Origin of the sequence: Streptomyces sp. NPDC058741, from assembly GCF_042746715.1 — a bacterium.
Taxonomy (GTDB): domain Bacteria; phylum Actinomycetota; class Actinomycetes; order Streptomycetales; family Streptomycetaceae; genus Streptomyces.
This window is the reverse complement of the sequence record NZ_JBHYQH010000021.1, coordinates 91,194-116,621: the sequence shown is the minus strand read 5'-3', so window position 1 is coordinate 116,621 and position 25,428 is coordinate 91,194. Positions and strand designations below refer to the sequence as shown.

Genomic DNA, 25,428 nt, shown 5'->3' with positions numbered 1-25,428 from the left:
ATGATCGCCGCCAGCACCTCACGGTCGCCGTACCGGCGCCGCCCACCGCCCTGCGGACGCGTCGGCGCGGGCGGCACCACCCGCTGGAACAACTCCCACAACCCGTCCGGGACCAGCCGCTCCACAATCGTCATGCCGCAGGATTACAAACCCAAATGAGACGACGTCTTAGCCACAGCCTTTGGGGTCATCGCCATGTTCATCCCTGTCGTGAGACGGATCGCGCTTGGCCTGACCATCGCGGTGACGCTGATCCTTATCACCCTGGCGACAACCGGAAACGGCTCATGGGTCGACGTCGTCATGGACATCGGCGAGCTGAAGATGGCGCGAGATGGCCCCAAGGCGGCCAAGGTCATCAAGCTGCTTCAGCAAAGTTCCGGCAAGGCGGCAGCAGGCTCGGCCGACCACGGTGCCAAAGGCGGAGCAACGGCGGCCAACGCCGGGGTGCGAGAGACCGCATATGATGGCAAGACAGGGTAATTGACCTCTTGTTGGGCCTGCGTTACTCGACCTCGCTCACCCAGAGACTTTGGGTGAACTCATCCACAGCCTCTGCATAAGCAGCCATCCGGCCTGGATCGTTCCACACCATGTAGAAGCACAGGTCGATTCCCATCTTTTCGACCCGCCAGCCGTATCGTACGGTAACGAAGAGCCGCTCGTCGGTGGTCGACCAATAGCGAGTGGAGCGGAGGCCTTCGCCCAACCGCTCAGTGGTGAATGGATCGACCTCCACCTCACGTACCGAGCGTTCGGAGTCCGCCTGAACGATCTGCCGCAGAGTGGTATCTCGATGGCCCTCGGACTCGGCTAGGAGAAGAAAGGCTGGTACAGGCAGCTCGTCGGGGTCCGGGATGAACAGGAACGCCTGGTCAGCCGGCGTCAACTTGGAGAAGTCCGCGACGAAGGCGGACAGAAGCCTCCGGAGGCCCTTGATTCTGCGACGCTTCGGGTTCTCCTCGTGCGCGTGCAGTACCGCGAGAGCGCAGAGTTCCGCCCATTCGTCCCGCTCGCCTTCGCTGTTCCAGTGCATAGAGGTCGGAAACCACTGGAGGGTCTCCGAGTCCGTTTCCACAAACCTCATCAGTGGCTCCAACGAAACGTAGTCATCACGGCGTCGAACAGGTCGACCAGAAGGTCCGCCATCTCGCTGTCCGGTCGGCCGTCCGCGATGGTGCTGAAGGAGATGGTCAGCCACTTGAGCGGTGTTGAGTTCGGAATTTGGACGATGTACTCGACACGTCGGGAGGCGAATTCGACATCCCTGTCGTTGTCTGGCTGAGCCGTGCCGTCCACGCGGAATCCGATTGCGCCGTCGATGGTGACCTCCTCGCTCTGCGAGGCGTCGGGACGCAGCGAGCTGAGGATTAGGCCCGAGTCCAGTCCGACCACCGGCGCGGTGAGAGGTTCAGAGACGATGAAGGAGGCCGGGAGTGCCATTCCATCCACGCGCTCGACCGGCAGGTGGAGGTCCATGGCACGCGATTCACGGGCCTGTCGGGCGACCCTCTTCAACCGCTTGATCAGCTCCATGCGCGCCTTGGCCAGGTCGTCACGCGGGATGTCGTCCGGGAGTTCGTCAACCGAACGGTCGACGATGCGCTTGATCGCCTCGCTCGTCCCCTCGCGCAGCGGGATCATGTCCCAGCCGGGCGGGGGGACAAGGTTGTAGCCGACGGGCGTTGCGGCCAGGCTGGAGGTGGTCTCAGACACGTCGCACCTTTTCCCAGATCGCGGAGCACAGCACCAGAAGCGGTGTCACGAGCGCCCCGAGCACACCCACCCAGTAACTGGTGACGATCGAGGGCAGGACCAGCATGAAGGAGATGGCCATCGCATGGGTCAAGCCTGCGGGGCGGTGCTGGGGGCGCGGGTTCTGGAGGAAAAGGATCAGGAGACAGGCAATGGCAGCCGAAACGACGCCCCGTTGCAGCCACACCCATGCAGGGCCCAGTGACTTGGGGATGAAGAAAGCACCGCCGACGTAGACGAGAAGGTAGACAAAGGGCACGATGCTGCACAGCCGTGCCAGTGCCACGACCCCGCCGCCCAGTCGGTCGACGAGAGAGCCGGACACGTTCCCCTGTGATGTCATGTGAGTCCCAAACTCCTTGTGCCGCCACTCACCACGTGGAACCGATCGGCGCTTTCCATGTGTTTTCTTTCCAGTCGTTGTAGCCTTCGCTGGACCACTTGTCGGGAAGGACGCCGCCAGTCCCTTTGGATGCCGCACTCCATGCGTCGCTCTGGCCGAAAACCTTGTCGGTGGCGTCGGCGCCGGCTCCAGCGTAGATGGCGGCCATGGCAATGCCGTAGCCGGCCCGAGCCTTGGCGGTGTTCCCGACCGCTGCGTCGGGGAAGGCAGCCTTGTTCTTGGCGAACTGCGATGCATGTGCAGCGAGTTCGTCGTCACCCAGATGTGCCCACTTCGATGCCGCACTCGGCTGCGGAAGCTCCTTGGTCACCCGTCCGGCTTCACCAGCGATCCTTTTCCGCGTATAGGTGAGAAGGTCCTTGTAGAACTTCTTCGCTCCTTCGTCCGCGGTGTTGGCGATGGCCCGCTGAAGCGAGTTCATCATCGACTTGTGGGCGGCGAGCCCGGTCTTGACGCGGGAGGTGCGGGAGGCGACGGCGGCAGTCTTGGTTGCTGCGCTGGCGCCCTTCAGCATGGTGAGGCCGAGTCGTCCGGCGCCCATGGTGAGTAGCCCGATCGAGTCCATAGCCACCTCCATCCAGCTCGCCTCGCCCGCCGCGGCCAAGAGCGCTCTGGCCCCCAGAATGATGCCGCCGAGCACGAGTGCCAGGACGTTCAGCCCTGGGATGAAGAGCGCGACCACGCCTACGATCGTGGCTACCCACCCCAGGGCGTCCAGCACGATCTTGATCGTGTCGATGTTGTCGTGGATCCAGCCCTTGAAGTCGTCCCACAGGCTGTCTTCGAGCGCATCGTCCAGCTGGTCTCGGATCTTGTCGGCGTGGTGGCGGGCTCGTTCGTCGCGGTCACCCTTGATGCGTTCGAGCTGGTCCCGGTAATCCTGGAGCGGGTCGCTCTTTGTGCCGCTGGGTGAAGGGCTTGGCTTCTTGTCGTCCCCGGTTTCCTGCTTGGCCTTCTCTGCTTCGAGGTTTTCCTGTTCCCGCTTCGCGTTGGTCAGAACCTTGTCGGCCTCGGTCTGGAAGTCCTCCAGGTCGTTCGCCCAGTTCGTCAGATGGCCGTGAACTCGCTCATACCGGTCCGCGACCTGTCCCAGGCGCTTCTCGAGATCGTCAGCCTCGTCCTTGAGTTTTGCGGCGTACTTTCCCTTGAGCTCGTTGTCGTTGCCGATTCCGCGCAGCATCTTCGTCTGCTCGCGGAGCGAACTTGCGACGGACTTCATGTGCCGGACCTCGCGTCGGATTTCCTCCGGGTCGCCGGGCACGGGGTCGGAATCGGCTAGAGGGTGCCAGTCGCGCGGGCGGGCCTTGGAAGGCGTCGTCACTTCTTCTTCCTTGCCTTCCGCAGCTCGTCGGCCAGCTGCTTGTCCGCACCCGTGAAGCCATCGATCGTCGACTTCACCAGCCCGCTGACGCCTTCAAGGTTTTCGAGCAGCTTGCTGCGGTGATCATCCCAGTTGTCAACGAATTTTCCCATAGCATTCGCTATTTCGCTGCTGCCCCAATAGGGACTCATGTCTTCTTTTCGGTTGTTGAGGCTCTTGAGCTCTTTATGGATGCTCTTGAGCCGTGATTCCGACTTGACGAGTAGCTCGACATTGACGACGAGGTCGGAGTCGCCTGCCATGAGTTGTTCAGCCTCTCACTTCACGCGCGGACGCCAGGTGGCGGTGACCTGCGGGGTTCTGTGGGATTTGCGGTGTCGGGGTGGAGGCTTGGCGATCAGTGCCGGAGCGGCGCTGGACATAAGAGGATGGCGCTTCAAATTGGCTCCCCCGTGAGACAGAGATGTGGTTAAGCGTACGTACGTTATCGTTAGGCCTGCTGGTTTCGCCAGGGCGAAGCTCGGCGCAAATTCATGCGAATGCGGGCAATGCTGGCTCATCTTTCTTGAGGCGGTGGAGCGGATCCTGTGGGGGTGTGCAGACGTTCGGTGTTGTTGTTGTGGAAAGGTGAGTCATTGGTAGGAATAGCAGCGGCCCGAGCTGTAAGGGTTTGCGCTGCAGCCCGGGTGCACTGCGCGACGTCAGCGGTTCACGGCCTGGATCTCCTGGACGGTGACGGCCTGCTCGTTGCCGAAGGTCCCGTTGGGGAGGTCGCCGCCCGCGCCGCCGGTGCCGGTCCAGGCGATGTCCCAGGTGATGGTGGCCTTGAGCTTGTACGCGCCGTCGCCTGAGGAGCGGAGGTACCTGATGCCGCAGGGCGGTGTGTCGTCCGCCTTGCCCTTGGCGTAGGGCTCGCCGATGGAGTGGTCGGCGTTGATGACGCATTCACCGGAGGCCGGGTACGTCACGGCGTCCTCGGTGCCGGGCTCCAGCTTGAGGGACACCGGTCTGGCGGTGGTGGTGGCCTGGATGTTGAAGCCGGGGACGTTGAGGGCGGCCGTGGCCTGGACCTCGTCGAAGACGGCCTTGTCGAGCCAGGCCCAGGTCGGCAGGTTCACCTTGGTCTCCGCCTCGGGCGCCAGGGTGACCTTGGTGTCGGGCAGTTGCATGTGCTGGTACGCGAGCGCGGCGAGCATCTCCGGCTTGATGGCCTCTTCGTGCTGGGGCGGCGGGGCCTCGCCGTTCTCGACCCAGAAGGGGAGGTCGGTGCACGAGGTCCGCTTGAGGTAGTCGGGCTCGTTCGGGTTCTCGACGCCGGCCCAGAACATGCCCTTTCCGTCGTTCTTGACGTTGTAGTCCTCGTACCCGGGAGTGTCGGTCCAGCCGTAGCCGTCTTCGTAGTGCCGCTGCATCTCGCCGATGGCCGAGCCCGCGGTGCCCGTCATGCCGGGGGCGTTCTTCATGCTGTCGATGTCCTTGGACATCTTCTTCTTGAAGTCCTTGGCGCCGAGATAGGGGGCGTACCAGCAGGGCGGGGGTGTCCAGTTGACGTCCGTGGACGTCACGTTCCCGGTGCCGCCGTTCTTCGCGACGGATCCGGAGTACTGGATGCGGGCGGCGGCGTAGATGCCGGTTCCGTCGCCGCCACCCTGCTGTTCCGTGCTGGCGCCCTGGCCGTTGCCCGTCGGTTCCACCGCGTGAGCCGGTTCGGAGAGGATGAGAGCGCCGAGGGGCAGCGTCAGGGCCATCGCGCTCGTGAGAAGGGTGTTGCGCCGTCTTCTGTTCACCGGCACTTCTCCGCCTTTCCCTCCACGAAGACCTTGGACGCCTGCCAGAGGCCCTCACCGGTCGGGAACTTGACCATCACGATCCTGAAGTAGTCGAAGTCGGCGATACTGGGCTTGCTCTTCAGGATCTTCTCGGTCTTGATCTCTTTGCCGTAGAACTTGCTCGAGTCGACGCAGAACGCGACTTCCACTGACTTGCCGTTCGGGGCGGACCGGGTGGTGGCCTGGTAGTGGCGCCGGGTCCCGGTGGCCGTCCAGCCGCCGTCGACCCTGCTGTCGATCTGCACCTTCGCGTAGCGAAGTCCCTCGCCCGTGGAATAGGCGGTCACGGCCGCGTCCTTGGTGGTGCGCTTGTCAACGCCCCGGTAGATCGCGCGGAGGAAGTTCGCCGCATCATCCATCGCAGCCGCCTCGTTCTCGTCCTCCGGCCTGTCCCAGTCGAAGACCAGGTTCATGTCCTTCGGCAGGGACACGTCCACGCCGTCCGGCTTGTCCTCCGCCGGTGCGGAGGACGGGTTCGCCGGCTTCTTCGGTGACTCGGATCCCTGGCCGGCTCCGGCGATCTGGTCCTTGTCGCCGGACGTGTCGTCCTCGCTGCCGCAGGACGTCAACAACAGTGCTGCCGTTGCCGTCAGTGCGATGGCAACGGGCAATGGGCGGCGCTTCACGATGGCTCCCCGTGACAGGCAAATGTTCAGTATGGGCACTGACGCTACCGGTGTGGTTTCCGGTTTCACCAGAGCGAATTGGTGTGAAAACGTGGGTCATACCGGGTAGGTGGCGGTCAGTACACGCCCCCTCGCAGTCCCGCCGACGGCGGCATCAGTGAGCCGTATCCCGTCGCTGCCCAGGCGCTCCGCCCGGCCGGTACCTCGAAGTAGGGGACGGTCCGGCCGTCCTCGTCCGTGTCCGTGAGGGCCTCCGGGGCGCGGCCGTTCCGCAGGGCCTGGTCGCAGTCCTGGCACACCGCGACGTCCAGCCGCTCGCGGCGGCCCAGTGGGCGCCAGCCGGTGCGGCGGACGGCTTGGCCGTGCAGGGGATTGAAGAAGCAGAGGGGCAGGGCGGCGTGGGCCGGGGTGTCGGTGAGGGCGTTGCGGCCCTCCCGGACCAGGGCCAGGACGCCCGCCAGGTCCGGCAGGCCCCGGGCCTCGTCCAGGACCTTGCCGGCTGCGGCGTAGGCGTCCAGGGCGTCCTGGAGAGCGGGTGTCGTGGTGATCTCGGCGGACTGGGTCGCCTCGCCCAGGGCCAGGACCTCCGCCTCCGCCCTGCGCCGCACCGCCGCCTCGTCGGCCGCCCGGGCCGTCGCGAACACCACGTGGGGGACGTTCGCGGCCGGCCTGCGGGATCGGAGCAGAGAGCGCGTCGCGAAAGCGAGGAGGGCCAGGGCCGCCGCGACGGCCGGCCAGAGCAGCACCCTCGGGGTCGTGCCCGAGCCGGACGCCGGCTTCGTGGACGGCTGTTCCGCCGGGCCGTCCAGGGCCCGCGTCGCCTCCTCGTAGCGCTGCTCCCCCTTCCCCTCAGCCACCAGGTCCACGGCCTTCGCCGTCAGGTCCGCCAGGCCCGCGTCCCGCATCTCGTCCAGGAAGCCGGCCGCGGCCACCGCGTCGCGGGTCTGGTGCGTGTCGGCGGGCCACTCGTAGCCCTGCAGGGAGTCGGAGAAGTCGTCGTCCGTGGTGATGAGGATGAGTTCGCGCTGTTCGGGGAGGCGGTCGCGGACCGTCCCCGCGAGGACGTCGGAGTCGCCGTCGAAGGCGTCGCCCTTGGTGAGGGGCGTCAGGACGACCTTGATGGGCAGGCCCGTGCGGGCGATCCGGTCGGCCAACTGCCGTCGGCGGGACGGCGGTACGGCGTCGGCGTACGCCTCGTCGACGTAGATGGGCGAGGTGCGCAGTGCGTCGGCGATGCGCTGCCCGGGGCTCGGGCCGGCGTCGCCGTCCGCCGCGTGGGTGGGTGTGCCGGTGAGTACTGCCAGCAGCAGCACCGCGAGGACGGTCGGTGTGCGCCTGACGTCAGTGGACACCTGCGGTCTCCCTCACCTTGTCGATGAGCCGGGGGATTCCCCTGGGTACGGCCGTCAGTGGGCCGTCGGTGGCGTCGTAGTAGGGGACGCGGCCACCGCCGGACGGGGCGGGCAGCTTCAGCAGCCTGTCCGGGGTGCCCAGGGGGTCGGCGATGGCCGCGTCGCGGCACCACGCGCAGACGGGGAGCAGGCGCCGGTCGTGGGGCGCGTCCGAGACCCGGACGTGGGAGAGCCGCACGCCGGGCCCGTGCAGGGGATTGACGCCGCAGCACAACGTGTTGTCGTCGCCGGCGAGCGCGGCACGGCCGGCCCGGGCCAGCACGATGACGGCGAGCAGGGTCGCGGGGTCCGTTCCCGACCGGCGGGCGCGGTCGAGGTCGCCGTCGAGGAGCAGCGTCGCCGCGTCGAGGCAGTCCCAGGCGCGGGTGCCCTCGCCGGTGTCGCCCGATGCACCGAACTCCCTTGTGAGAGCGCTGATCTCGGCCTGGGCCGTACGCCGCAGGTACGACGGCGACGGTTCCGTCGGTGAGGTGAGGGACAGGGTGTGGGCCGGTCGCGGTGTGGGTTTGCGCCACCGCAGCAGCAGCGAAGTCACGCCGGCCAGGACGGCGGAGAGCAGGAGGGCCGCGAAGGCGCCCACGCCCAGGCCGGGCCAGAAGTCGGTGGCGAACAGCGGGGGGAGGGCGGTCTCCTCGGCGGGGCTCGGCGCCGGTGCGGGGGCGAAGCCGTCGTTGGGCCGGTCCGTGCGCGGGGTCTTGTCGAGGAAGGTCATCAGCGCGTCGAGGCGTTCGCCGAAGAGATGGTCGTCGGCCTCGTCCGCCCTGCGGTCGCCGAGCGAGACGGACTCCGGCAGATCCAGGAAGAGATGGTTGGCGTCCAGCCGCAGGCCGTGGTTGAAGACGTCGATCGTGCCGTCGCCGGGATCGGCCACGACGTACACCCCGTCCGCGCGCAGCTTGGCGTGCACCGCGGCGGCGAAGAGTTCCGCGTCGCCGGCCGCCTCGCTCTCGGACGGCTGCGGCACGAGCGACACGTACACCGGGCCGCCGCCCTCGGAGCGCCCGAAGGCGCGGATCCGGTCGTGCAGACGGTCCTGTTGGCGGGTGTCGAGGACCCGGGGGCTTTCGGGGTCGGCGTAGACCGGATCCTGCCGCAGACCGGCCGCGACGCGTTCGACGCGGGCCGACATCTCGGCGGGGGTGGGCGGTTTCGCCGGGCTCGACGCGGTCTGGTCGAAGACGGCGGTGGCGGTGAGGGCGACGGCGACGGCGGCAGCGGCAGCGGCAGCCGCGGAGACGACGGCCAGCCGCATCCGGCGTGCCGAGCGGCCGGAGTTCCTGCCGGGCTCGGTGAGCCCTGACGGGTGGCCGGAGTTCTTGCCGGGTTCGGTGAGCCCTGACGGGTGGCCGGAGTTCTTGCCGGGTTCCGTGAGCCCTGACGGGTGGCCGGAGTGCCTGCCGGGTTCGGTGAGCCCCGTCGAGCGGCCTGCGTACCGGCGGCGCCGGCGACCCGCGTACGCCGCCGTGAGCAGGATCAGCAGCGGTACGCCGGTGAGCAGCATGCCCGTGAGGAAGGACTGGTTGCGGCGGTCGGTCTCGCTGACGTACATCGGCGCCGGCTCGTCGTCTTCGTACCGCTCCCGCGCCGCCCGAGCACGGGCCGCCGCCTTCTCCGGGCCCTCGGCGACGGCCTCCACGAAGCGCTCGAAGCTCGCCAGGACGCCCGCGTCGTAGGGGAGTTCGTAGAGCTGGACGGTCCAGGCGTCGTCGGCCGGGGCGTGGACGCCGTAGGCCACGGCATCGGTCACCGACCTGTCGTCGAGCAGCACGTACAGGCCGTCCCGCCCCAGCCGGTCGTGCACCGCGCCGAGTAGTGCCTTGCCGTCCTGGACGCTCGGCGAGGGCAGGACCAGGACGTACGTCGGGACGCCGGTCTTCCGCGCGAGCCTCGCGAAGTCGGGGGCCGTGGAGCGCGGGACCGCGCGGGGAAGCTGGTCGGTGACGTGGACCGGGTTCTCGCGGAGGCGGTCGGCGAGGTGGGCGGCCTGGGTGGGGGCCGGGCCGGCCGTCTCCGCGGTGGCGGGTGTGGCGGTCGCGAAGACGGCCGTGAGCGCGCAGAGGGCGAAAAGCAGACGGACCACACCGTGCGACTGGTGTCCCGAGTGCCGTATGCGCGCTGCGCGAGCGCTGTTCGGCGTGGCTGCTGTCACCGGTGAACCCCCCGTGGTCCGTTCGCTGTCCGCGCCGCACTCTACTAAGAGTCCGGCCGAAGGATTCGCGAGTGCTACCGGGCGAGACGGCGGCCGGAGTTGAGGAGCCGCGGCCTCAGCCGAGCTTCGCGTTCTGCGCCTTCACCACCGCCGCCGGGAGCTTCGCGTCGCCCGGCCGGTCCTGGACCATGGCCATGCCGTCGGCGGCGAAGTAGACGGCGACGACATCGCCGCTGCGGACGGCCTGGGCGTGCATGGTGTGGGTGATGCCGCGGAACGGCGTCGTGGCGCGGAACGCGAGCGACTGGTCCCCGCCCGGCGTGACCGGCCTCTCGGCGGTGACGGAGTCGTAGGCGACCGTGCTCCGCGCCTTCGCCGTGAAGCCGTCGCCGCACGCCTCGACGCCCTCGGACAGTCCGGCGAACGCCGACTCGGCCTTGCCCGGGGAGCCGAAGACCATGAGGGTGATGTAGGTGAACCTCTGGTTCTCCGGGATGTGGTGGGTCAGGTCGGCCCGGGAGCCGTCGAAGGCCAGTTGGTTCATCGCGAGAGCCAGAGGGGTGCACGCCGTCCTGTCGGTGGTGACGTCGTCGGGGGACTTGGCGAAGAGGTACTCGTCGTCCTGCTTGCCGGGGGGTTTCACCTCCATGCCGGGCACGTCCGCCTTGGTGACCATGAGCTTGGCCAGCCGCTCGGCCGGCGTCACCCGCTGCACCGGGGAGGCGGTGGCCCCGGGCTTGTCGGCCGCCGGCGCGGAGCCGGTGCCGCCGCCGCACGCGGTGAGCGCGGTGAGGGAGAGCAGGGTGGCGGCGCAGAGGGCGAGCGGGGCTCGCTGCATGGGGGACTCCTCGAAGGTGGGGGGACGGCGGCCTGGTCTGGGGCGCCGCCGCACTCTACTGAACTCCCGCGCACCCCACGGAACCCGCGCCCGTCACCCCCGCGAGGCGGGAGACCGCCCGTGACGCGGCCCCGGTTTCGTGAGCGAAACGTGCAGGCATGATGTCCGGGAGGTGACGGTCGCCTCGGGGTGAACGCGCTGTCGTGGCTGTGACGTATTCGCTCCCGCACAGTCGGACTCGTCGTTTTTGTTCCTTACTCAACGGGTCTGCGGCTGACTCCAGTTGCAGAGGGGTAACGGCGCGACCGGTGAGATCCGCGAGTTCGGAAGCGCCTTGAGGGGCTTATGTGCGGCTGATACGGTGCCATGGCTTGACACTCACTTCGGCGCTGGCTATCCGGCCAGCTCGGGCGCCGGTCAGCGGGCCGAGAAGTGCTGAGTGTCCTATCGGGTAGACAATTCTCTGGGTGTACGGGGAGCGGTTGCGTGAAGATCCAGGAGCGTACGGGGGCGGGCGCAGGACGTTCCGCCGTTCCTGCTCAGCCGTCGGTCGGCGACCGCCTTCCCGCTCCGCCCCGCGAGCGCAAGCCGGCTCTGGCCGCGCTCGCCGTGCTGCTCATCCTGGTCGGTGCGCTGGGCGCGACGATGCTCGTGCTGCAGGCCGGTGACCGGATCGAGGTCGTCAAGGTGACGAAGGAGATCCAGGCCGGGGATTCCGTCGGCGACAACGTGACCTCCGTGATGGTCGCCGCCGACGACAGCATCAACTACGTCAGGTGGGAGCAGCTGCGCACGCTCAAGACCCTCAAGGCGAAGACCACGATCTACCCGGACACGGTCGTGATGGGCCAGATGTTCGCCGAGGGGGCCAGTCTCCCCGCCGGCAAGGCCTCCGTCGGTCTCGCCCTCAAGCAGGGCCAGTACCCCTCGGACATCAAGGCCGGCGACATCGTCTCCGCCTACCGCGTCGGCGGCAGCAGCGCCGGCAACAACAGCAGTGACGAAAACGCCGGTTCGGGTGGCACCTCCGCCTCCGGCGGCGCCCTCGTCGACAAGGCGCGTGTGCACTCCGTCGACGACGGCAGCGACGCCACCGTGAGCACGGGCAACCTCGCGCTCACCCTCCTCGTCGACCAGGCCGACGCGGCCGCGCTCGCCTCCGCGGCGGCGGCGGGCGAGGTCGCCATCGTGCACGTCCCCGGCAACTAGAAGGCGGAACCCACCCCATGGCGCTCATCGCTCTCGCCGCCGACAAGGGTTCCCCCGGCGTCACCACCGCGGCCGTCGCCCTCGCGGCGGTCTGGCCGCGGCGCGTCCTGCTCGCCGAGACGGACCCGGCGGGCGGTGACCTCGTCTACCGCAGTGCCGCCGCGCACGGCGGACCGCTCAACCCCAACACCGGCATGCTGTCCATCGCCGCGACCGCGCGCCGCGGCCTCGTACCGGACCAGCTCTGGGACCACGTGCAGCCGCTCAGCGGGGGACTGGAGGTCCTCGTCGGGCTCGGCATCGCCGAACAGGCCGCCGGGCTGGCCGGGTTGTGGCCCACCCTGGGGCACGCCTTCGCCTCCCTCGCCGACTCCCCGCACGCCGCGGCCGACGTCATCGCCGACTGCGGACGCGTCAGCGGCGACACCCCGGCCCTGGAACTGTTCCCGCACGCCTCGCTCGTGCTGCTGCTGTCCCGCACGGAGCCGGAGTCGCTCGCGCGGGTGCGCGACCGGGCCGCCGCCCTCGCGGGCAAGCTGCACGGCGGACCGCGCGGCGCCGCGTCCCTCGCCAACCCGGTCATCGGCGTCGTCCTGATCGCCGACACGGGCACCGCGGGCAAGCTCTCCTCGCAGGTCAACGACATGCTCGTGCACGCCCAGACCGGGGCCCGCGTGGTCGGCACCATCGCCGACGACCCGGCCGGCGCCGACCAGCTGGCCGGTCGCAAGCGCGGCCGCCTCGACAAGTCGCTGCTGATCCGCTCCGCCCGCAAGGTCGCGGCCGACATCCACCAGCAGTACGGCGCCGCCTGGGCCGCCTCCGCCCAGGCGAACCAGGCCCACCACGCCCAGCAGGCCCAGCACGTCCAGCAGGCCCAGCACGTCCCGCACCAGCACCAGGACCAGCACCAGCACCCGCAGCAGGGCCGGACGCAGGGCCACGCGGGGGCCGGCACATGACCGCTGTCGACCACCAGTTGGTCAAGCGGTTCCGCCAGGACGCCGGCGACCGCATCGCCGAGCAGCGCCGGCAGGACCAGATCAGCAACGTCACTCCGATGTCCACGGAGGACGAACGGCAGTACGCGCGTGCCGTCATAGCCCAGATCCTGGAGGAGTACGCCCGCGCCGAGATCAACGCGGGCCGTACGCCGCTGGACGCCGAGACCGAGGAGCAGTACGCGGCCGCCGTGCACGCCGCCCTGTTCGGCGTCGGCCGGCTCCAGCCGCTGCTGGACAACCACGAGGTCGAGAACATCGACATCAACGGCTGCGACCAGGTCTTCGTCGGGTACGCCGACGGCCGCGAGGTGAAGGGCGACCCCGTCGCCGAGAGCGACGAGGAGCTCATCGAGCTCATCCAGGTCCTCGGCGCCTACTCGGGCCTGTCCTCCCGGCCGTTCGACTCGGCCAACCCGCAGCTCGACCTGCGCCTGCCCGACGGTTCGCGCCTGTCGGCCGTCATGGACGTGGCGCGCCGCCCGGCGCTGTCCATCCGCCGCGCGCGCATGGGCAAGGTGTTCATCTCCGACCTGGTCGGCAACGGCACGCTGACGCCCGAGGTCGCCCACTTCCTGGCCTGCGCGGTCCGCGCCCGCAAGAACATCATGATCGCCGGCGCCACCAACGCCGGAAAGACGACGCTGCTGCGCGCCCTCGCCAACGAGATCCCGCCGCACGAGCGCCTCATCACCGTCGAGCGGGCCCTGGAGCTCGGCCTCGACACCTTCCCCGACCTGCACCCCAACGTGGTCGCGTTCGAGGAGCGCCTGCCCAACTCCGAAGGTCTGGGCGCCATTTCGATGGCCGAGCTGGTGCGGCGCTCGCTGCGCATGAACCCCTCCCGCGTCATCGTCGGCGAGGTCCTCGGCGACGAGATCGTCACCATGCTCAACGCGATGTCGCAGGGCAACGACGGCTCGCTGTCCACGATCCACGCCAACAGCTCCAGCGAGGTGTTCAACCGCATCTCCACCTACGCGCTGCAGGCCTCCGAGCGGCTGCCCATCGAGGCCAGCCAGATGCTGATCGCCGGCGCCGTGAACTTCGTCGTCTTCATCCAGCGGCGCAACAACTTCGGCAACGGCGGCCGCCTCCAGCGCATGGTCACCTCCGTCCGCGAGGTCAACGGCGTCGACGGGCGGGTGCTGTCCAGCGAGGTCTTCGCCGAGGCGCCCGACGGCCGGATCGTGCCGCACGCCCCCATCGCCTGCCTGGAGGAACTGATGGCACACGGCTACCGGCCGACCGGGACCTGGGGGTGAGCCGGGGGTGAACACGACGACGCTCGCCGCGCTCGGCTCCCTCGGCTCCATGGGCGGCCTGTTCTCCACCACCGTCCTGTACTCGATCGGCAGCGGCATCGCCGTCGGCGGCGGCCTCGCCCTGCTCCTGGTCGCCGTCCGCGGACTGCCCGCCAAGCCCGACCACGAGAAGCAGAAGGCCGCCCAGCGGGCGAGCGAACTCCTCCGCTTCGCCGGTCAGCGCGGCTCCCTCGCCGCGATCGTCGGCCTGGTCGTCCTGCTGCTGACCCGCTGGGCCGTCGCGGGCATCGCCGCCGGCGTCCTCGTCTTCTTCTGGGACCGCCTCTTCGGCGGCGCCGGGGAGGAGCGGGCCGCCATGCGCCGGGTGGAGGCACTCGCCTCCTGGACGGAGTCCCTGCGCGACACCATCGCCGGCGCCGTCGGCCTGGAGCAGGCCATCCCGGCCTCCGCGCGGGCCGCGGCCCCCGTGCTGCGCCCCCACCTCGACGCCCTCGTCGACCGGCTGCGCGCCCGCACGCCGCTGCCCGAGGCGCTCCAGCATCTCGCCGACGAGATCGACGACGCCTCCGCCGACATCATCGTCGCGGCCCTCATCCTCAACGCCCGGTTGCGCGGCCCCGGTCTGCGCCAGGTGCTGGGCGCCCTCGCCAAGTCGGCCCGCGAGGAGGTCGACATGCGCCAGCGCGTGATGGCGCAGCGCGCCTCGACCCGCCGTTCGGTGCAGATCGTGGTCGCGGTCTCCGTCGCCTTCGTTCTCGGCCTGTCCGTCTTCAACCGCGACTTCGTGGAGCCGTACGGCACGGCGGTCGGCCAGCTCGTCCTCGCCTGTGTCTGCGGTCTGTTCGCGCTCGGCTTCTGGTGGCTGCGCAAGCTGTCCACCATCGAGACGCCCGAGCGCTTCCTGGTCCGCGACCAGGCGGGCGTCCAGTTCGTCCGTCCCAGGACGCCGTCGCAGCAGACCCAGCAGCGGCTGCCGCAGGAAGAGGGGGCGCGCTGATGAACCTCACGATGCCGCTCGTCGTCGGCGCCGTCATCGGTCTCGGCCTGTACGCCCTGGTCCGGGCCCTCATGCCCGGCAAGCGGAGCGCGATCTCGCAGGTCGCCCGGATCGACGCGATGCGGGCCCGCGGCTCGGCGTACGAGTCGGCGCGCACCGAGCGGGAGACGGGGCGCTTCGGGTCGCTGCGGGCCGAAGTCGGCCTGCGGGTCTCGGAGTTCTACCTGCAGCAGGGCTGGGAGCAGCGCTCCCTGCGCGCCGACCTCGCGGTTCTGGACCGCAGCTGGGAGAAGTTCCTGGCGACGAAGGTGCTGCTGGGTGTGGCGGGCCTGTTCTTCGGCCCGTTCCTGTTCGCGATCGTCTGGACGCTCGGGGTGGGGCGCAGCCCCGTCATCCCGGTGTGGCTGGCCCTGCTGTGCGCGGTGGTCTTCTTCTTCCTGCCGGACCTGGAGGTACGGCGGGACGCGGCCGAGAAGCGGCGGGACCTGCGGCGGGTGATCGGCGCGTACCTCGACCTGGTGTCGATGAGCCTGGCCGGCGGACGCGGTCTGCCCGAGGCCCTGATGGCGGCGGCCGAGGTGTCCGACGGCTGGGCCAGCCAGCGCATCAAGAACGCCCTGGCCGACGCCCGCATCACCGGTGTCAGCCAGTGGCAGGCGCTGGGCGCGCTGGGCGAGGAGATCGGCGTCGAGGAGCTCAAGGACCTCTCCGCCTCCCTGGCCCTGGTCGCGGACGACGGCGCGAAGGTCCGTGAGTCCCTCGCCTCCCGTGCCGAGACCATGCGCCACCGCGAGCTCGCCGAGATCGAGGGCAGCGCGGGCGAGAAGTCCCAGTCGATGCTCGTGGCACAGCTGCTGCTGTGCGCCGGGTTCCTGGTGTTCCTGATCTTTCCGGCGGCGATGCGGGTGTTCCAGGTGCAGTGAGCCGCGCATGAGCCTTGCAGTGAGCGACCTCCACAACTCCAGAACCTCGTGATCCGATTTCGAAAGGACAAGACGTCATGAACGCACGCACCTTCCACACCGGCATCCCCGCCGTGGACTTCCTCGTCACCTTCCTTCAGGCCCGCACCGAGCGCGCTCGCTCCGGAGAGCTGGACCGCGGTGCCTCCGCGGTCGAGTGGGTCATCATCTCCGCGGTCGTCGTGGCGATCGTCGGCGTGGTGGCCGCCATCATCAACGCCGCGCTGAGCGAGGGCGCCAACAAGGTCGGCGACTGCATCAAGGGCGCGGACGCGGGCAAGACCTGCTGATCTCCGCGGGATCGACGGGACGACGGGATCGACGGGACGACGGGGCAACGGGGTCAGGGGTTCACGGGGATGCCGGAAGACGTGAGCAGAGGAATGCGCCGCTGGGTGCGGACCGTGCGGAGACGCGCGGCCGCCCGCGGTGACGCAGGCATGACCGCGATCGAGTTCGTGCTGCTCACCCCGGTCCTGTTCTTCATGATCTTCGCGACCGTGCAGTTCGCCTTGTACTTCTTCGCCGACCACGTGGCCCAGGCGGCGGCCCAGGCTGGAGCGCGCAAGGCCCGCGCCACGGCCGACGAACAGCCGGGCGGGTGGCGGGGCGAGGCCCGGGGCGTGGTCGACAGCTACATCGAGCAGCTCGGCCCGCAACTGGTGCTGTCCCCGGACGTGACGATGCTCCAGCCGGAGCAGAACACGGTGGGCGTGGAGATCGCGGCGCGGGTACCGACCGTGTTCCCCGGGCTGGACCTGACGGTGCACGCGCAGTCGATGGGGCCGGTGGAGCGGTTCGTGCAGGAGGAGGGGAACTAGGTGAACGTCTCTTCCCCGAGCCGGCATGTGACCGGGGCCCGGCCCGACGACGGCGGTCTGTTCGCAGATGGCGGCGGTCTGTCTACGGGTGATGGCGGTCTGTCCACAGACGGCAGCGGCCTGTCCACCGGCGACAGCGGCCTGTCCACCGGCGACAGCGGTCTGTCCACGGTGGAGGTCGTGATCCTCGCGCCGGTGATGATCCTGTTCATCCTCGTCCTGGTGGCGTTCGGCCAGCTCGTCGACGGCCGCGGCGCCCTCGACGGGGCGGCCCGGGACGCGGCCCGCGCGGGTTCGATCCAGAAGAACCGCGCCCTGGCCATGGCCGAGGCGAAGAAGGCCGCCGAGGCGAACCTGGCGGACGTCTGCTCCGGCCCGGTGTCGGTCGTCCAGACGAGCGCGGGTTTCGAACCGGACACCATCTTCACCGTCGAGGTGAGCTGCCAGGTGCGTGGTCTCGCCATGCTCGGCCTCGACGTCCCGACGAGGCTGTCGGCCAGCTTCAGCTCGCCGCTCGACCCGTTCCGGAGGTCGGCGTGAGACACGACGCACCGCGGTCCGCGCGGTCCTGGTGGGCGGCGCGCCGGGCGTTCCTGGACGACCGGGGCTCCGGCGCCGGAGCGGTGATCATCTTCGCGCTGGTCTTCCTCTCCCTCTCCGCGTTCGTCATCGACGGCGGCCTTTCCATCTCCAAACGGGAACGCGCCGCCGACATCGCCGAGCAGGCGGCCCGTTTCGCCGCCCAGGACATCGACCGCGAGGCCCTCTACGAGAACGAGGGCGGCCCCGCCCCGATCAACTTCGAGAACTGCGACGCCCGAGTGAAGGCCTTCGCCCGCGAGATGGACATGACGGGCGCGGACATCGCGGCGACCCACTGCGTGGCGGCCAACGCCCAGCAGGTCGAGGTCGAGGTGCAGCTCACGTACGCTCCGGTCTTCACCGGCATGTTCTACGGCGGTGACGTGGTCGTGCACGGGCAGGCGGTGGCGGAGAACGAGGTCGGCTGAGCCGCCGATCCGGAACATTCCGCGAATCTGCACAGTGTTCACCGCGATGTCGGAAGCGAGCTGTGCGGAAACGGAGTTCGCCCTCTTTCCCGCCCCGAGTCGGGCGCACCCGTGTCGCCTGGTGGCGGAAGATGTGAAGAGGGCGAGGGCGGCGGTTTCCGGATGATCACACCTATGAATTCGCCCTCCGAATTCCGGCCCGTATCCACATCCACTGACTGGCCGTTCCTTCTTCCGGCGTGCTTGGATCAGTCGCGCTCGAGCACTTCTGCTTTTTGAACCGAAGGGACCCATCCTCCATGGCCTCCACGCCGCAGATCGAGACCGCCCAGATGTCCGACGCCGAACTGGACACCATCGCCGGTGGCCAGGCGGGCGGCGTCGCCGCCGGCGCCGGTGCCGCAGCCCTCTACGTCGAGACCACGGCCGTCGGCCTCACCGCCGGCGCCGGCGCCGGCGGCGGCCTGGGCCTCGCCGTCTCGCCGCAGGGCATCACGGCGGACCTGCACCTCAACGCCGCGGTCACTCACTGACGAACGCATCGGAAAGGCCTCGGACTTCCCGTCCGGGGCCTTTCCACGTCACTCTCCGGCGCCCTACTTCCCGCCACCGTCCCCCTTGCCGCCCTTGCCGCCCCGCTTGTCCTCGGTCCTCATGGCGTCATTGGCTTTCTTGGCGAGTTCGTCATCGAGCTTCTTGAACTCCCGGACCACGGCGTCGGACATACTCGCCAGCGCGTCCAGCTGCTGCGTGATGTCCTCCCGCCCGTCCTCCCAGTTCGACTCGAAATCATCGAGCGCGTCGTTCACACTGCCGTCGCCGATGTCGTCCTTGTAGGACGCGAAGAGCTTCTTGGTGTGATTCAGACGTGTCTTGAGAGAACGAAGCCGGCGCCCGTAGCCCTCCAGCTCCGTCAGCGGGAGTGCGAGGTCGCTCTTGCCTTTGCCCATGTGGAAGTCCCCCAGCCGTCGGTCACACTCAGACGGAACGGAATCTACTCGCCGCAGCGGCTCCCTTCGACCCTGCCGAAGCGGAGGCGCGGGATGCCGCGGTTCAACGCACTGATGTGGTTGGCGGCGTCGGAAAGGGTCGCCGCGCTGTCCTGGTCCGACGGCTCCTCGAAGTCGAAGACCAGGTCCAGGTCCTTCGGCACACTCACATCGGGCCGGTCGACACCGGTTCCTCCCGACGCCGAAGCCGACGGGCTCACCGATCCGCTGCCCGTCCCCTTGGTGGCGTCGGATGTCGAACCGTCACCTCCGTGCCCGTGGTGGCGTCGGATGTCGAACCGTCACCTCCGTGCTGGTGGCGTCGGATGTCGAACCGTCACCCCCGTCTCCTGGGTGGCGTCGGATGTCGAACCGTCACCCCCGTCCCCTTGACGGATGGCTTTGGATGACGAACCGTCCCCCCGCCGCACGCGGTCACGAGCAGCATCCCCGCCGTGACGAACGCCGCCGCGGGGGTCGTGGTCGGTGCGCGGCGGGCCACGGGTGATCTCCCCCGTCGCGCCGATGTACCCGACAGGAAACGAAACTGTCAGGGGCGGGTCACCGTCCCTTGAACAGTCCCCGGTGGACTGTCTGGGCGGCGTGAGGGGACCGCGTGGCAGTCGCGAAGGGCGCTGTCCGGGGCGCGAGGGCGAACGGCCGTGGCCACGGGGCGAATCGGACGCCGACCCGCGTTTGTCCACAGCCCCTTCGACGACCTCGATGAGAGTCCATAAGATCTCTGTAGGCTCAGCACACCCCTCAGTTCACCGTCACGCCGCAGCTCGGCCTCAGCGCCGTTCACACACGACCCCAGGACACCCGCCATGCCGCGACGCCCCACCCCTAGCTCGACGGGAACCACGGCCCCGAGGAACCGGACGCCGCAGCCGGTGACGATACGGCGGCGGTCCTTCGGGGACTTCGTCAAGGCGTTCCTCGCCTTCGTCGCCCTCGCCGTGCTGCTGGTCGGTGTGCCCCTCGCGCTCGCCACGCAGATCGGATGGCCCCTGCCGGACGGTGTGCCCAGCCTCGACTGGCTGCAGCAGGAGATCACCGTCCACACGTTCCTCAACATCCTCACCGTCGTCGTGTGGCTGGCCTGGGCGCAGTTCACCGCCTGTGTGCTCATCGAGATGAAGGCCGCGCTGTCGGGCGTCGGCGTGCCGGGGCGGGTTCCGGGCGCCGGGCCCAGTCAGCTGCTCGCGCGGCAGCTCGTCGCCGCGCTGCTGCTCGTCGGCGCCACCGCGGCCAGCTTCACTCCGGGGCTGTCGCAGCTCGGGCAGAGCTACGACGGCAACCAGAAGCCCACCGTCGCGGCGGCCCAGGCGACCCCGGGCCTCTTCACCCAGCAGCAGGAGCGGGCCGCCGGAGCCGCGGCCGCCCTCGCCGAGCAGGCCTCGCAGGTCGCCGCCCACGCGGACGCCGGCGGCAGCACCGCCCGGCAGGGCGACACGAAGTACTACCGCATCCAGCCGCCCGAGGGGCGTCACCACGACTCGCTCTGGGAGATAGCCCAGCGCCACCTCGGTGACGGGCGCCGCTACAAGGAGATCTTCGAGCTCAACAAGGACCGGGCCCAGCCGGACGGGTCCAGGCTCTCCGAGGCCAGCCTCATCCGTCCCGGCTGGATCATGGAGATGCCGGGTGACGCGCGCGGCGGCGAGCTCGTCGAGATGCCGGCGCCCGAGGTGTCGCCCGACGTGCAGCAGCAGATCGCCGACTACGCGCAGACCGGGGACCACGCCCAGGGCGGCGGAGGTGCCGGCGCCCAGGGCGGCGGGGCCGCCGGCGGGCACGAACAGGCCGGCGGCGGTGCCACGCAGGTGTCCGTCCCGGAGCAGCGCCCCGCCCACGGCTCCGGCGACCGGCAGGTGGCCACCGGCGCCGAGTCCGACAGCGCCTTCGGCCTTCCCGAGGCCCTCCTCGCCGCGCCCCTCCTCGCCGCCGGACTGCTCGGCGCCCTCGGGCGGCGGCGCCGCCAGGCGCTGTGGCAGTCGGCGTTCGGGGCCGTCGGCGGCCGGCGCGGCATGGAGCCGCCCACGCCGAGCGGGGACGCGCAGGACGTCCAGGACGCGCTGCTCGTCGGGGCCGACCCCGAGGGCGTGCGGCTGCTCGACCGGAGCCTGCGGGGCCTGGCCGCCTCCCTCGCCGAGGAGTCGCGCGCACTGCCCGTCGTGTACGCGGCCTGGCTCAGCAACGGCGACCTGCACCTCCAGCTCGCCCAGCCGGCCGGGAAGCCGCCCGCGCCCTGGCAGCAGGGGCAGGACCAGACGTTCTGGATGCTGGCCCGCTCCGACGGCGAGCGCTACGAGGACGTCGACACGGCCGCGCCCTACCCCGGGCTCGTCAGCCTCGGCACCATGGACGACTCGCGGCTGCTGCTCAACCTGGAGGCCGTGCCCGGCATCGTGTCGCTCAGCGGGCGGGAGGCCGACCGGGCCGCCGTCTTCGCGTCCGTCGCCGCCGAGCTGGCGACCAACGGGTGGTCCGACCGCATGACCATCACGCTCGTCGGCTTCGGCGAGGACCTGACGCCGCTCGCCCCGAACCGGATCCGGCACCTGGAGGACGTCGAGGCGCTCGTCGAGACCATGGAGGCCGAGACACGGCAGCGGCGGGGAGCGCTCGGCGCCGCCGGGCACGACTCCGTCCTCACCGGCCGCACCGGGCCCGCCCAGCACACCCGTTGGGCCCCGCACCTGGTCCTGCTCGCCGCCCAGCCGTCCGCCGAGGACGCCGTCAAGCTCGCCGAACTCGCCGCCGACGCGAGCCGGCTCGGCATCGGCTACCTCGTGGGCACCGAGACCGGCGATCTGCCGGGCGCCGCCTGGGAGATGGAGATCACCGACCGGGGCAAGCTGCTCGCGCCGCTCCTCGGGCTCGAACTCGACGCGCAGGTGCTGCCCGCCGCCCAGCAGCGGGCCGTGGTCGAGCTGTTCGTCGAGGCCGACCCCGAGCGCGAGAGCGGCCGGCCCGCCACCACCCCGCCGTTCCTGGTCGACATCAGCGAGCAGGGACGCCCGGCCGTCTACGCCCGGCTCGTCGGGCCGTACGAGATCATCGGCCTGGACACCCCGGACGGGGACCGCAGCGCCCTGCTGCACGAGGCGCTCGCGCTGCTGCTGCTGCACCGCGAGGGCGTGCACCCGCGGGTGCTGTCCTCGGCGCTGTGGCCGCGCGGGGTCACCGACGACGTGCGCAGCGCCCTGCTGGACCGGCTGCGCGACTGGCTCGGCACCGACCCCGACGGCACACCCCGCCTCGGCACCGACGGCTCCGGCCGGCTCACGCTCGCCCAGTCGGTCGTCTCCGACCTGGACGTGCTGCGGTCGCTGTACCACGAGGCCACGCAGGGCAAGGGCGTCGACAGCCGGGCCGTGCGCGGGCGGCTGCTCACCGACGCGCTGGTGCTGGTGCGCGGGCCGCTGCTCGCCGACCGGCCCGAGGGCCGCTACCGGTGGCTCACCCACGAGATCGTCGACGCCCAGCTGCCGCTGCTCGTCGCGGACACCGGGCTCGCGCTGTGCGCGTTCCACATGGAGAGGAACCGGGCGGAGAAGGCCATCGAGGCCCTCGACGCCGCGCTGCGGACGGCCCCGGCCGACGAGCGGCTCTGGCACGAGCTGCTGCGTGCCACGCACGCCACCGGCGACACCGACCGGCTCACCGCCCGCGCCGCCGGCCTCATCGCCCGCAGCGGCGCCCGCGGGCTGCCGCCGCGCACCGAGGCGCTGCTCGACGAGCTGCTGCCGACGTGGCGTGACGCGATCGCCGCGGCGGGATGAGCACCGGGCTGCTGGTGCTCGCCGCCGCGCTGTGGGGCGCGGCGGCGGGAGCGCTCCTGCCGCGTGCCGCGTACCGCTTCTCGGCTCCCCCGGGGGAGCCGTGGCGGGAGAGGTGCCCCGAGGGACATGCCGTCGAGGGCTGGCTGGGGCGGGCGGCGTGCCCGCGGTGCGAGGCGCCCGGCCACGGGCCGCGCACCGCACCCCTGGTGATCGCCACCGCCCTCGTCTGCGCGGTCCTCGCCGCCGCCACGGGCACCCGCCCCGAGCTCGGCGTCTGGCTGCTGCTCGCCCCGGCCGGCGTCCTCCTCACGGTCGTCGACTTCCGCGTGCGGCGCCTGCCCGACCCGCTCACGCTCCCCTTCGCCGCTGCGGCCCTGGCCCTGCTGGGCCTCACCGCCCTCGTCCCCGAGCACGCGGGGGAGTGGACCACCGCCGTCCTCGGCTCCCTCGCCCTGGGCGGCGGCTACTTCGTCCTCTTCCTCGTCAACCCCGCGGGCATGGGCTTCGGCGACGTCAAACTCGCCCTCGGCGCCGGCGCCGCACTGGGCTGGTACGGCTGGCCGACGGTGATGCTCGGCACCTTCGCCGGCTTCCTGCTGGGCGCGCTGTACGGCGCGGCCCTCGTCCTCACCCGCCGGGCGAACCGCAAGACGGCCATCCCGTTCGGCCCGTTCCTGATCACCGGCGCCCTCCTGGGGCTCCTGGTGGGGGCGTACACGGCCTGACGTCCGGGCCCCGCAACCCCTGGCGTACGCTGGGCTGGTCCGTCCACAACCCTTACGAAAGGGACGCCCGGTGACCGAGAAGGCCGACCTTCAGCCCGTCCTCGACCGTGCTGCCGCCGGTGGGCGGATCACCCCGGACGAGGCCCTCGCGCTGTACCGGGACGCGCCGCTGCACGCACTGGGTGCCGCCGCCGACGCCGTGCGCCGCCGCCGGTACGCGGGGACCGAGCACATCGCGACGTACATCGTCGAGCGCAACATCAACTACACCAACGTCTGCGTCACGGCCTGCCGCTTCTGCGCCTTCTACGCCGCGCCCAAGGACACCGCCAGGGGCTGGACGCGCGATCTGGACGACATCCTGCGCCGGTGCGCCGAGACGGTCGAACTGGGCGGCACCCAGATCATGTTCCAGGGCGGGCACCACCCCGACTACGGCGTGGAGTACTACGAGAAGCACTTCACGGCGATCAAGAAGGAGTTCCCGCAGCTGGTCATCCACAGCCTGGGGGCGTCCGAGGTCGAGCACATGGCCCGGATCTCCGGGGTGAGCGTGGAGGAGGCCATCCAGCGCATCCACGCCGCCGGACTCGACTCCTTCGCCGGGGCCGGTGCCGAACTGCTGCCCGAGCGCCCCCGCAAGGCCATCGCCCCGCTGAAGGAGTCCGGCGAGCGCTGGCTGGAGATCATGGAGATCGCCCACGACCTGGGCGTCGAATCCACCTCCACCATGCTGATGGGCACCGGCGAGACGAACGCCGAGCGCATCGAGCACCTGCGGATGATCCGGGACGTGCAGGACCGCACGGGCGGCTTCCGCGCCTTCATCCCGTACACCTACCAGCCCGAGAACAACCACCTGAAGGGCCGGACGCAGGCGACGGTCTTCGAGTACCTGCGGATGATCGCCATCGCCCGGCTGTTCATGGACAACATCGCCCACATCCAGGGCTCGTGGCTGACCACGGGCAAGGAGATCGGCCAGCTCTCCCTGCACTACGGCGCGGACGACCTCGGCTCGATCATGCTGGAGGAGAACGTCGTCTCCTCCGCCGGCGCCAGGCACCGGTCCAACCGGCTGGAGATCATCGACCTCATCCGCAAGGCCGGGCGGGTCCCGGCGCAGCGGTCCACCACGTACGAGCACCTCGTCGTGCACGACGACCCGGCGAACGACCCCGTCGACGACCGCGTCGTCTCGCACATCTCCTCCACGGCCATCGAGGGTGGCACGGCTCACCCCGAGCTGAAGCTGCTGGCGTCCAACTGAGCCGACCGTGCTGACGATCCACACCGCCCCGCTGGTCCTGACCGCGGGCGCGGCCCCCGCCCCCGACGGCGCCGTGGCCGAGGGGGCCGTCCTGGTGGACGGCGAACAGGTCACGGCCGTCGGGCCGTACGACGAGGTCGCCGCGCGGGCGCCCGGCGCGCGGGTCCGGCGCTGGCCGGGCGTGCTCACCCCGGGGCTGCGCCAGTGGCACCCGCTGTGGCTGCTGCGCCGGTGCTACCACCCCGACCCGCGCGAGGCCGGGGAGCTGGGCGAGGAGCCCCTGTGGGGCGAGCGGCTCGCCGCCCTCGGCGACCTCGGCGAGACCCGCTGGTGGGGCAGTGTGCGGCGCGGGCTGCAGCGGATGCTGCGGAACGGCACGACGGCGGTCGCCTCGCCCGGCGCCCGCTTCCGCGACCCGCTGGTCGCCACGGCCGTCGCCCGGTCCGGGCTGAGCGTCGTGGGGATCACGGACGCCCCCGGCACGTCGGGCGGTGGGCGGCCCGGCCTCGACCCGTTCGCCGCGGGCCGCGACCTCGCGGGCACGGTCCACGGCCCGCTGACCGTCGGCGGCCGGGCCGACCTGGCCGTGTTCGACGTACCCGACGAGAAGGCCCTGCGGGAGCGCGGCGCGGCGACCTGCGTGGCGACGGTGCTGGCCGGCCGGCTGGTGTACCGGGCCCGCTGACGCGCAGGCGCGTGGAGCCGCCGGGCTCAGCCCGCGAACGCCCTGCCGAACGCCCCCGCACTCTGCTCCACGCCACTGCGGTCGGTCGCCGCCTTCCCGCTGCCGGTGCCCTTCGCGCACCGCCGGTCCCGGGCCGTCGCCCACATCGACACCCAGGCGATGCCCCTCTGTTCGGCGAAGGAGCGGACCTGGGCGGCGTCCGCGAGCGTGAAGGTCTCGTTCCCCACGTCGTTGACGCGGTGCCGGTCCCGGCGGGGGAGGAGGCGCCGGGGGCGGCCGTCGCCGCGGGGGCGGAGGCCGTGCCGCCCTGCCCGGAGCACCCCGCGGCCGCGAGGGCGGGCAGACGGCCCAGCCCGATCGCCGCCGGTTTCCG

At 70.6% G+C, this 25,428-nt stretch carries 27 protein-coding genes and 2 pseudogenes; 15 read left to right on the top strand and 14 right to left on the bottom strand.

Going from position 1 to position 25,428, the window contains the following annotated elements:
- A pseudogene (locus ACFW6P_RS19035) lies at positions 1-134 on the bottom strand (IS5/IS1182 family transposase); the annotation flags it as partial.
- Between the two features lie 61 nt (positions 135-195).
- Between ACFW6P_RS19035 and ACFW6P_RS19030 the strand changes: the two are divergent.
- Positions 196-483 (top strand): hypothetical protein, encoded by a 288-nt coding sequence (locus tag ACFW6P_RS19030; protein WP_386349374.1) that lies wholly within the window; start codon positions 196-198, stop codon positions 481-483.
- Positions 484-505: 22 nt separating this feature from the next.
- On the opposite strand, the gene ACFW6P_RS19025 is transcribed toward ACFW6P_RS19030, so the two are convergent.
- The 10 genes from ACFW6P_RS19025 to ACFW6P_RS18980 all read right to left on the bottom strand — a co-directional run bounded on the left by ACFW6P_RS19025 (position 506) and on the right by ACFW6P_RS18980 (position 10,333).
- Positions 506-1,087: a hypothetical protein gene (locus ACFW6P_RS19025; protein ID WP_386349377.1), complete on the bottom strand. Its 582-nt coding sequence runs from the start codon at positions 1,085-1,087 to the stop codon at positions 506-508.
- Positions 1,087-1,716 (bottom strand): hypothetical protein, encoded by a 630-nt coding sequence (locus tag ACFW6P_RS19020; protein ID WP_386349379.1) that lies wholly within the window; start codon positions 1,714-1,716, stop codon positions 1,087-1,089. The genes ACFW6P_RS19025 and ACFW6P_RS19020 overlap by 1 nt, the downstream gene beginning before the upstream one ends.
- Positions 1,709-2,098: a hypothetical protein gene (locus ACFW6P_RS19015; RefSeq protein WP_386349382.1), complete on the bottom strand. Its 390-nt coding sequence runs from the start codon at positions 2,096-2,098 to the stop codon at positions 1,709-1,711. Before ACFW6P_RS19015 ends, ACFW6P_RS19020 begins: the two co-directional genes overlap by 8 nt.
- 28 nt (positions 2,099-2,126) lie before the next feature.
- Positions 2,127-3,479, bottom strand: coding sequence for a hypothetical protein (locus ACFW6P_RS19010; RefSeq protein ID WP_386349385.1), 1,353 nt, complete (start codon positions 3,477-3,479; stop codon positions 2,127-2,129).
- Positions 3,476-3,781 carry a hypothetical protein gene (locus ACFW6P_RS19005; RefSeq protein WP_386349388.1) on the bottom strand — a complete coding sequence of 102 codons (306 nt, stop codon included), beginning with the start codon at positions 3,779-3,781 and terminating at the stop codon, positions 3,476-3,478. Before ACFW6P_RS19005 ends, ACFW6P_RS19010 begins: the two co-directional genes overlap by 4 nt.
- Positions 3,782-4,180: 399 nt before the next feature.
- A complete protein-coding gene (locus tag ACFW6P_RS19000) occupies positions 4,181-5,227 on the bottom strand; it encodes a hypothetical protein (RefSeq protein WP_386349887.1) in 1,047 nt (348 codons plus the stop codon).
- A 35-nt stretch (positions 5,228-5,262) separates the two neighbouring features.
- On the bottom strand, positions 5,263-5,934 hold the full coding sequence (locus ACFW6P_RS18995) for a hypothetical protein (RefSeq protein WP_386424202.1): 672 nt from the start codon (positions 5,932-5,934) through the stop codon (positions 5,263-5,265).
- A 116-nt stretch (positions 5,935-6,050) separates the two neighbouring features.
- Positions 6,051-7,286 (bottom strand): hypothetical protein, encoded by a 1,236-nt coding sequence (locus ACFW6P_RS18990; protein WP_386424190.1) that lies wholly within the window; start codon positions 7,284-7,286, stop codon positions 6,051-6,053.
- The gene (locus ACFW6P_RS18985; protein WP_386424188.1) at positions 7,276-9,426 is read right to left on the bottom strand and encodes a hypothetical protein; all 2,151 of its coding nucleotides are present in this window, start codon (positions 9,424-9,426) and stop codon (positions 7,276-7,278) included. The genes ACFW6P_RS18990 and ACFW6P_RS18985 overlap by 11 nt, the downstream gene beginning before the upstream one ends.
- Positions 9,427-9,610: 184 nt before the next feature.
- The gene (locus ACFW6P_RS18980) at positions 9,611-10,333 is read right to left on the bottom strand and encodes a hypothetical protein (RefSeq protein WP_386349398.1); all 723 of its coding nucleotides are present in this window, start codon (positions 10,331-10,333) and stop codon (positions 9,611-9,613) included.
- Positions 10,334-10,819: 486 nt separating this feature from the next.
- On the opposite strand from ACFW6P_RS18980, the gene ACFW6P_RS18975 reads away from it, so the two are divergent.
- The 10 genes from ACFW6P_RS18975 (at position 10,820) to ACFW6P_RS18930 (ending at position 18,131) form a co-directional block, all read left to right on the top strand.
- Positions 10,820-11,542: a hypothetical protein gene (locus ACFW6P_RS18975; protein WP_386349400.1), complete on the top strand. Its 723-nt coding sequence runs from the start codon at positions 10,820-10,822 to the stop codon at positions 11,540-11,542.
- A 17-nt stretch (positions 11,543-11,559) separates the two neighbouring features.
- Complete coding sequence (locus ACFW6P_RS18970) at positions 11,560-12,504, top strand: hypothetical protein (protein ID WP_386424186.1); 945 nt, start codon at positions 11,560-11,562, stop codon at positions 12,502-12,504.
- Entirely contained in the window at positions 12,501-13,808 is a 1,308-nt protein-coding gene (locus ACFW6P_RS18965) for a CpaF family protein (protein WP_386349406.1), read from the top strand. Before ACFW6P_RS18970 ends, ACFW6P_RS18965 begins: the two co-directional genes overlap by 4 nt.
- Positions 13,809-13,857: 49 nt before the next feature.
- The gene (locus ACFW6P_RS18960) at positions 13,858-14,805 is read left to right on the top strand and encodes a type II secretion system F family protein (RefSeq protein ID WP_386349890.1); all 948 of its coding nucleotides are present in this window, start codon (positions 13,858-13,860) and stop codon (positions 14,803-14,805) included.
- Positions 14,805-15,728: a type II secretion system F family protein gene (locus ACFW6P_RS18955; protein ID WP_386424185.1), complete on the top strand. Its 924-nt coding sequence runs from the start codon at positions 14,805-14,807 to the stop codon at positions 15,726-15,728. Before ACFW6P_RS18960 ends, ACFW6P_RS18955 begins: the two co-directional genes overlap by 1 nt.
- Before the next feature lie 77 nt (positions 15,729-15,805).
- Positions 15,806-16,057: a hypothetical protein gene (locus ACFW6P_RS18950; protein ID WP_358595240.1), complete on the top strand. Its 252-nt coding sequence runs from the start codon at positions 15,806-15,808 to the stop codon at positions 16,055-16,057.
- A 93-nt stretch (positions 16,058-16,150) separates the two neighbouring features.
- A complete protein-coding gene (locus ACFW6P_RS18945) occupies positions 16,151-16,588 on the top strand; it encodes a TadE family protein (RefSeq protein WP_386349892.1) in 438 nt (145 codons plus the stop codon).
- Positions 16,589-16,708: 120 nt separating this feature from the next.
- Entirely contained in the window at positions 16,709-17,128 is a 420-nt protein-coding gene (locus ACFW6P_RS18940) for a TadE/TadG family type IV pilus assembly protein (RefSeq protein WP_386424200.1), read from the top strand.
- The gene (locus ACFW6P_RS18935) at positions 17,125-17,598 is read left to right on the top strand and encodes a pilus assembly protein TadG-related protein (protein ID WP_386349411.1); all 474 of its coding nucleotides are present in this window, start codon (positions 17,125-17,127) and stop codon (positions 17,596-17,598) included. Before ACFW6P_RS18940 ends, ACFW6P_RS18935 begins: the two co-directional genes overlap by 4 nt.
- A gap of 299 nt (positions 17,599-17,897) precedes the next feature.
- Positions 17,898-18,131: a hypothetical protein gene (locus ACFW6P_RS18930; RefSeq protein ID WP_386349413.1), complete on the top strand. Its 234-nt coding sequence runs from the start codon at positions 17,898-17,900 to the stop codon at positions 18,129-18,131.
- Positions 18,132-18,194: 63 nt separating this feature from the next.
- On the opposite strand, the gene ACFW6P_RS18925 is transcribed toward ACFW6P_RS18930, so the two are convergent.
- A complete protein-coding gene (locus ACFW6P_RS18925; RefSeq protein WP_386349416.1) occupies positions 18,195-18,548 on the bottom strand; it encodes a hypothetical protein in 354 nt (117 codons plus the stop codon).
- 44 nt (positions 18,549-18,592) lie between these two features.
- A complete protein-coding gene (locus ACFW6P_RS18920) occupies positions 18,593-18,757 on the bottom strand; it encodes a hypothetical protein (protein ID WP_386349419.1) in 165 nt (54 codons plus the stop codon).
- A gap of 657 nt (positions 18,758-19,414) precedes the next feature.
- On the opposite strand from ACFW6P_RS18920, the gene ACFW6P_RS18915 reads away from it, so the two are divergent.
- From ACFW6P_RS18915 to ACFW6P_RS18900, 4 genes are all read left to right on the top strand, one after another.
- Entirely contained in the window at positions 19,415-22,375 is a 2,961-nt protein-coding gene (locus tag ACFW6P_RS18915; protein WP_386424183.1) for a BTAD domain-containing putative transcriptional regulator, read from the top strand.
- The gene (locus tag ACFW6P_RS18910) at positions 22,372-23,100 is read left to right on the top strand and encodes a prepilin peptidase (protein WP_386424181.1); all 729 of its coding nucleotides are present in this window, start codon (positions 22,372-22,374) and stop codon (positions 23,098-23,100) included. Before ACFW6P_RS18915 ends, ACFW6P_RS18910 begins: the two co-directional genes overlap by 4 nt.
- Before the next feature lie 70 nt (positions 23,101-23,170).
- Positions 23,171-24,370 (top strand): cyclic dehypoxanthinyl futalosine synthase, encoded by a 1,200-nt coding sequence (gene mqnC / locus ACFW6P_RS18905; protein WP_386424179.1) that lies wholly within the window; start codon positions 23,171-23,173, stop codon positions 24,368-24,370.
- A gap of 7 nt (positions 24,371-24,377) precedes the next feature.
- On the top strand, positions 24,378-25,055 hold the full coding sequence (locus ACFW6P_RS18900) for a hypothetical protein (RefSeq protein ID WP_386424177.1): 678 nt from the start codon (positions 24,378-24,380) through the stop codon (positions 25,053-25,055).
- A gap of 26 nt (positions 25,056-25,081) precedes the next feature.
- On the opposite strand, the pseudogene ACFW6P_RS18895 reads toward ACFW6P_RS18900, so the two are convergent.
- A pseudogene (locus ACFW6P_RS18895) lies at positions 25,082-25,291 on the bottom strand (hydrolase); the annotation flags it as partial.
- Between the last annotated feature and the right edge of the window lie 137 nt (positions 25,292-25,428).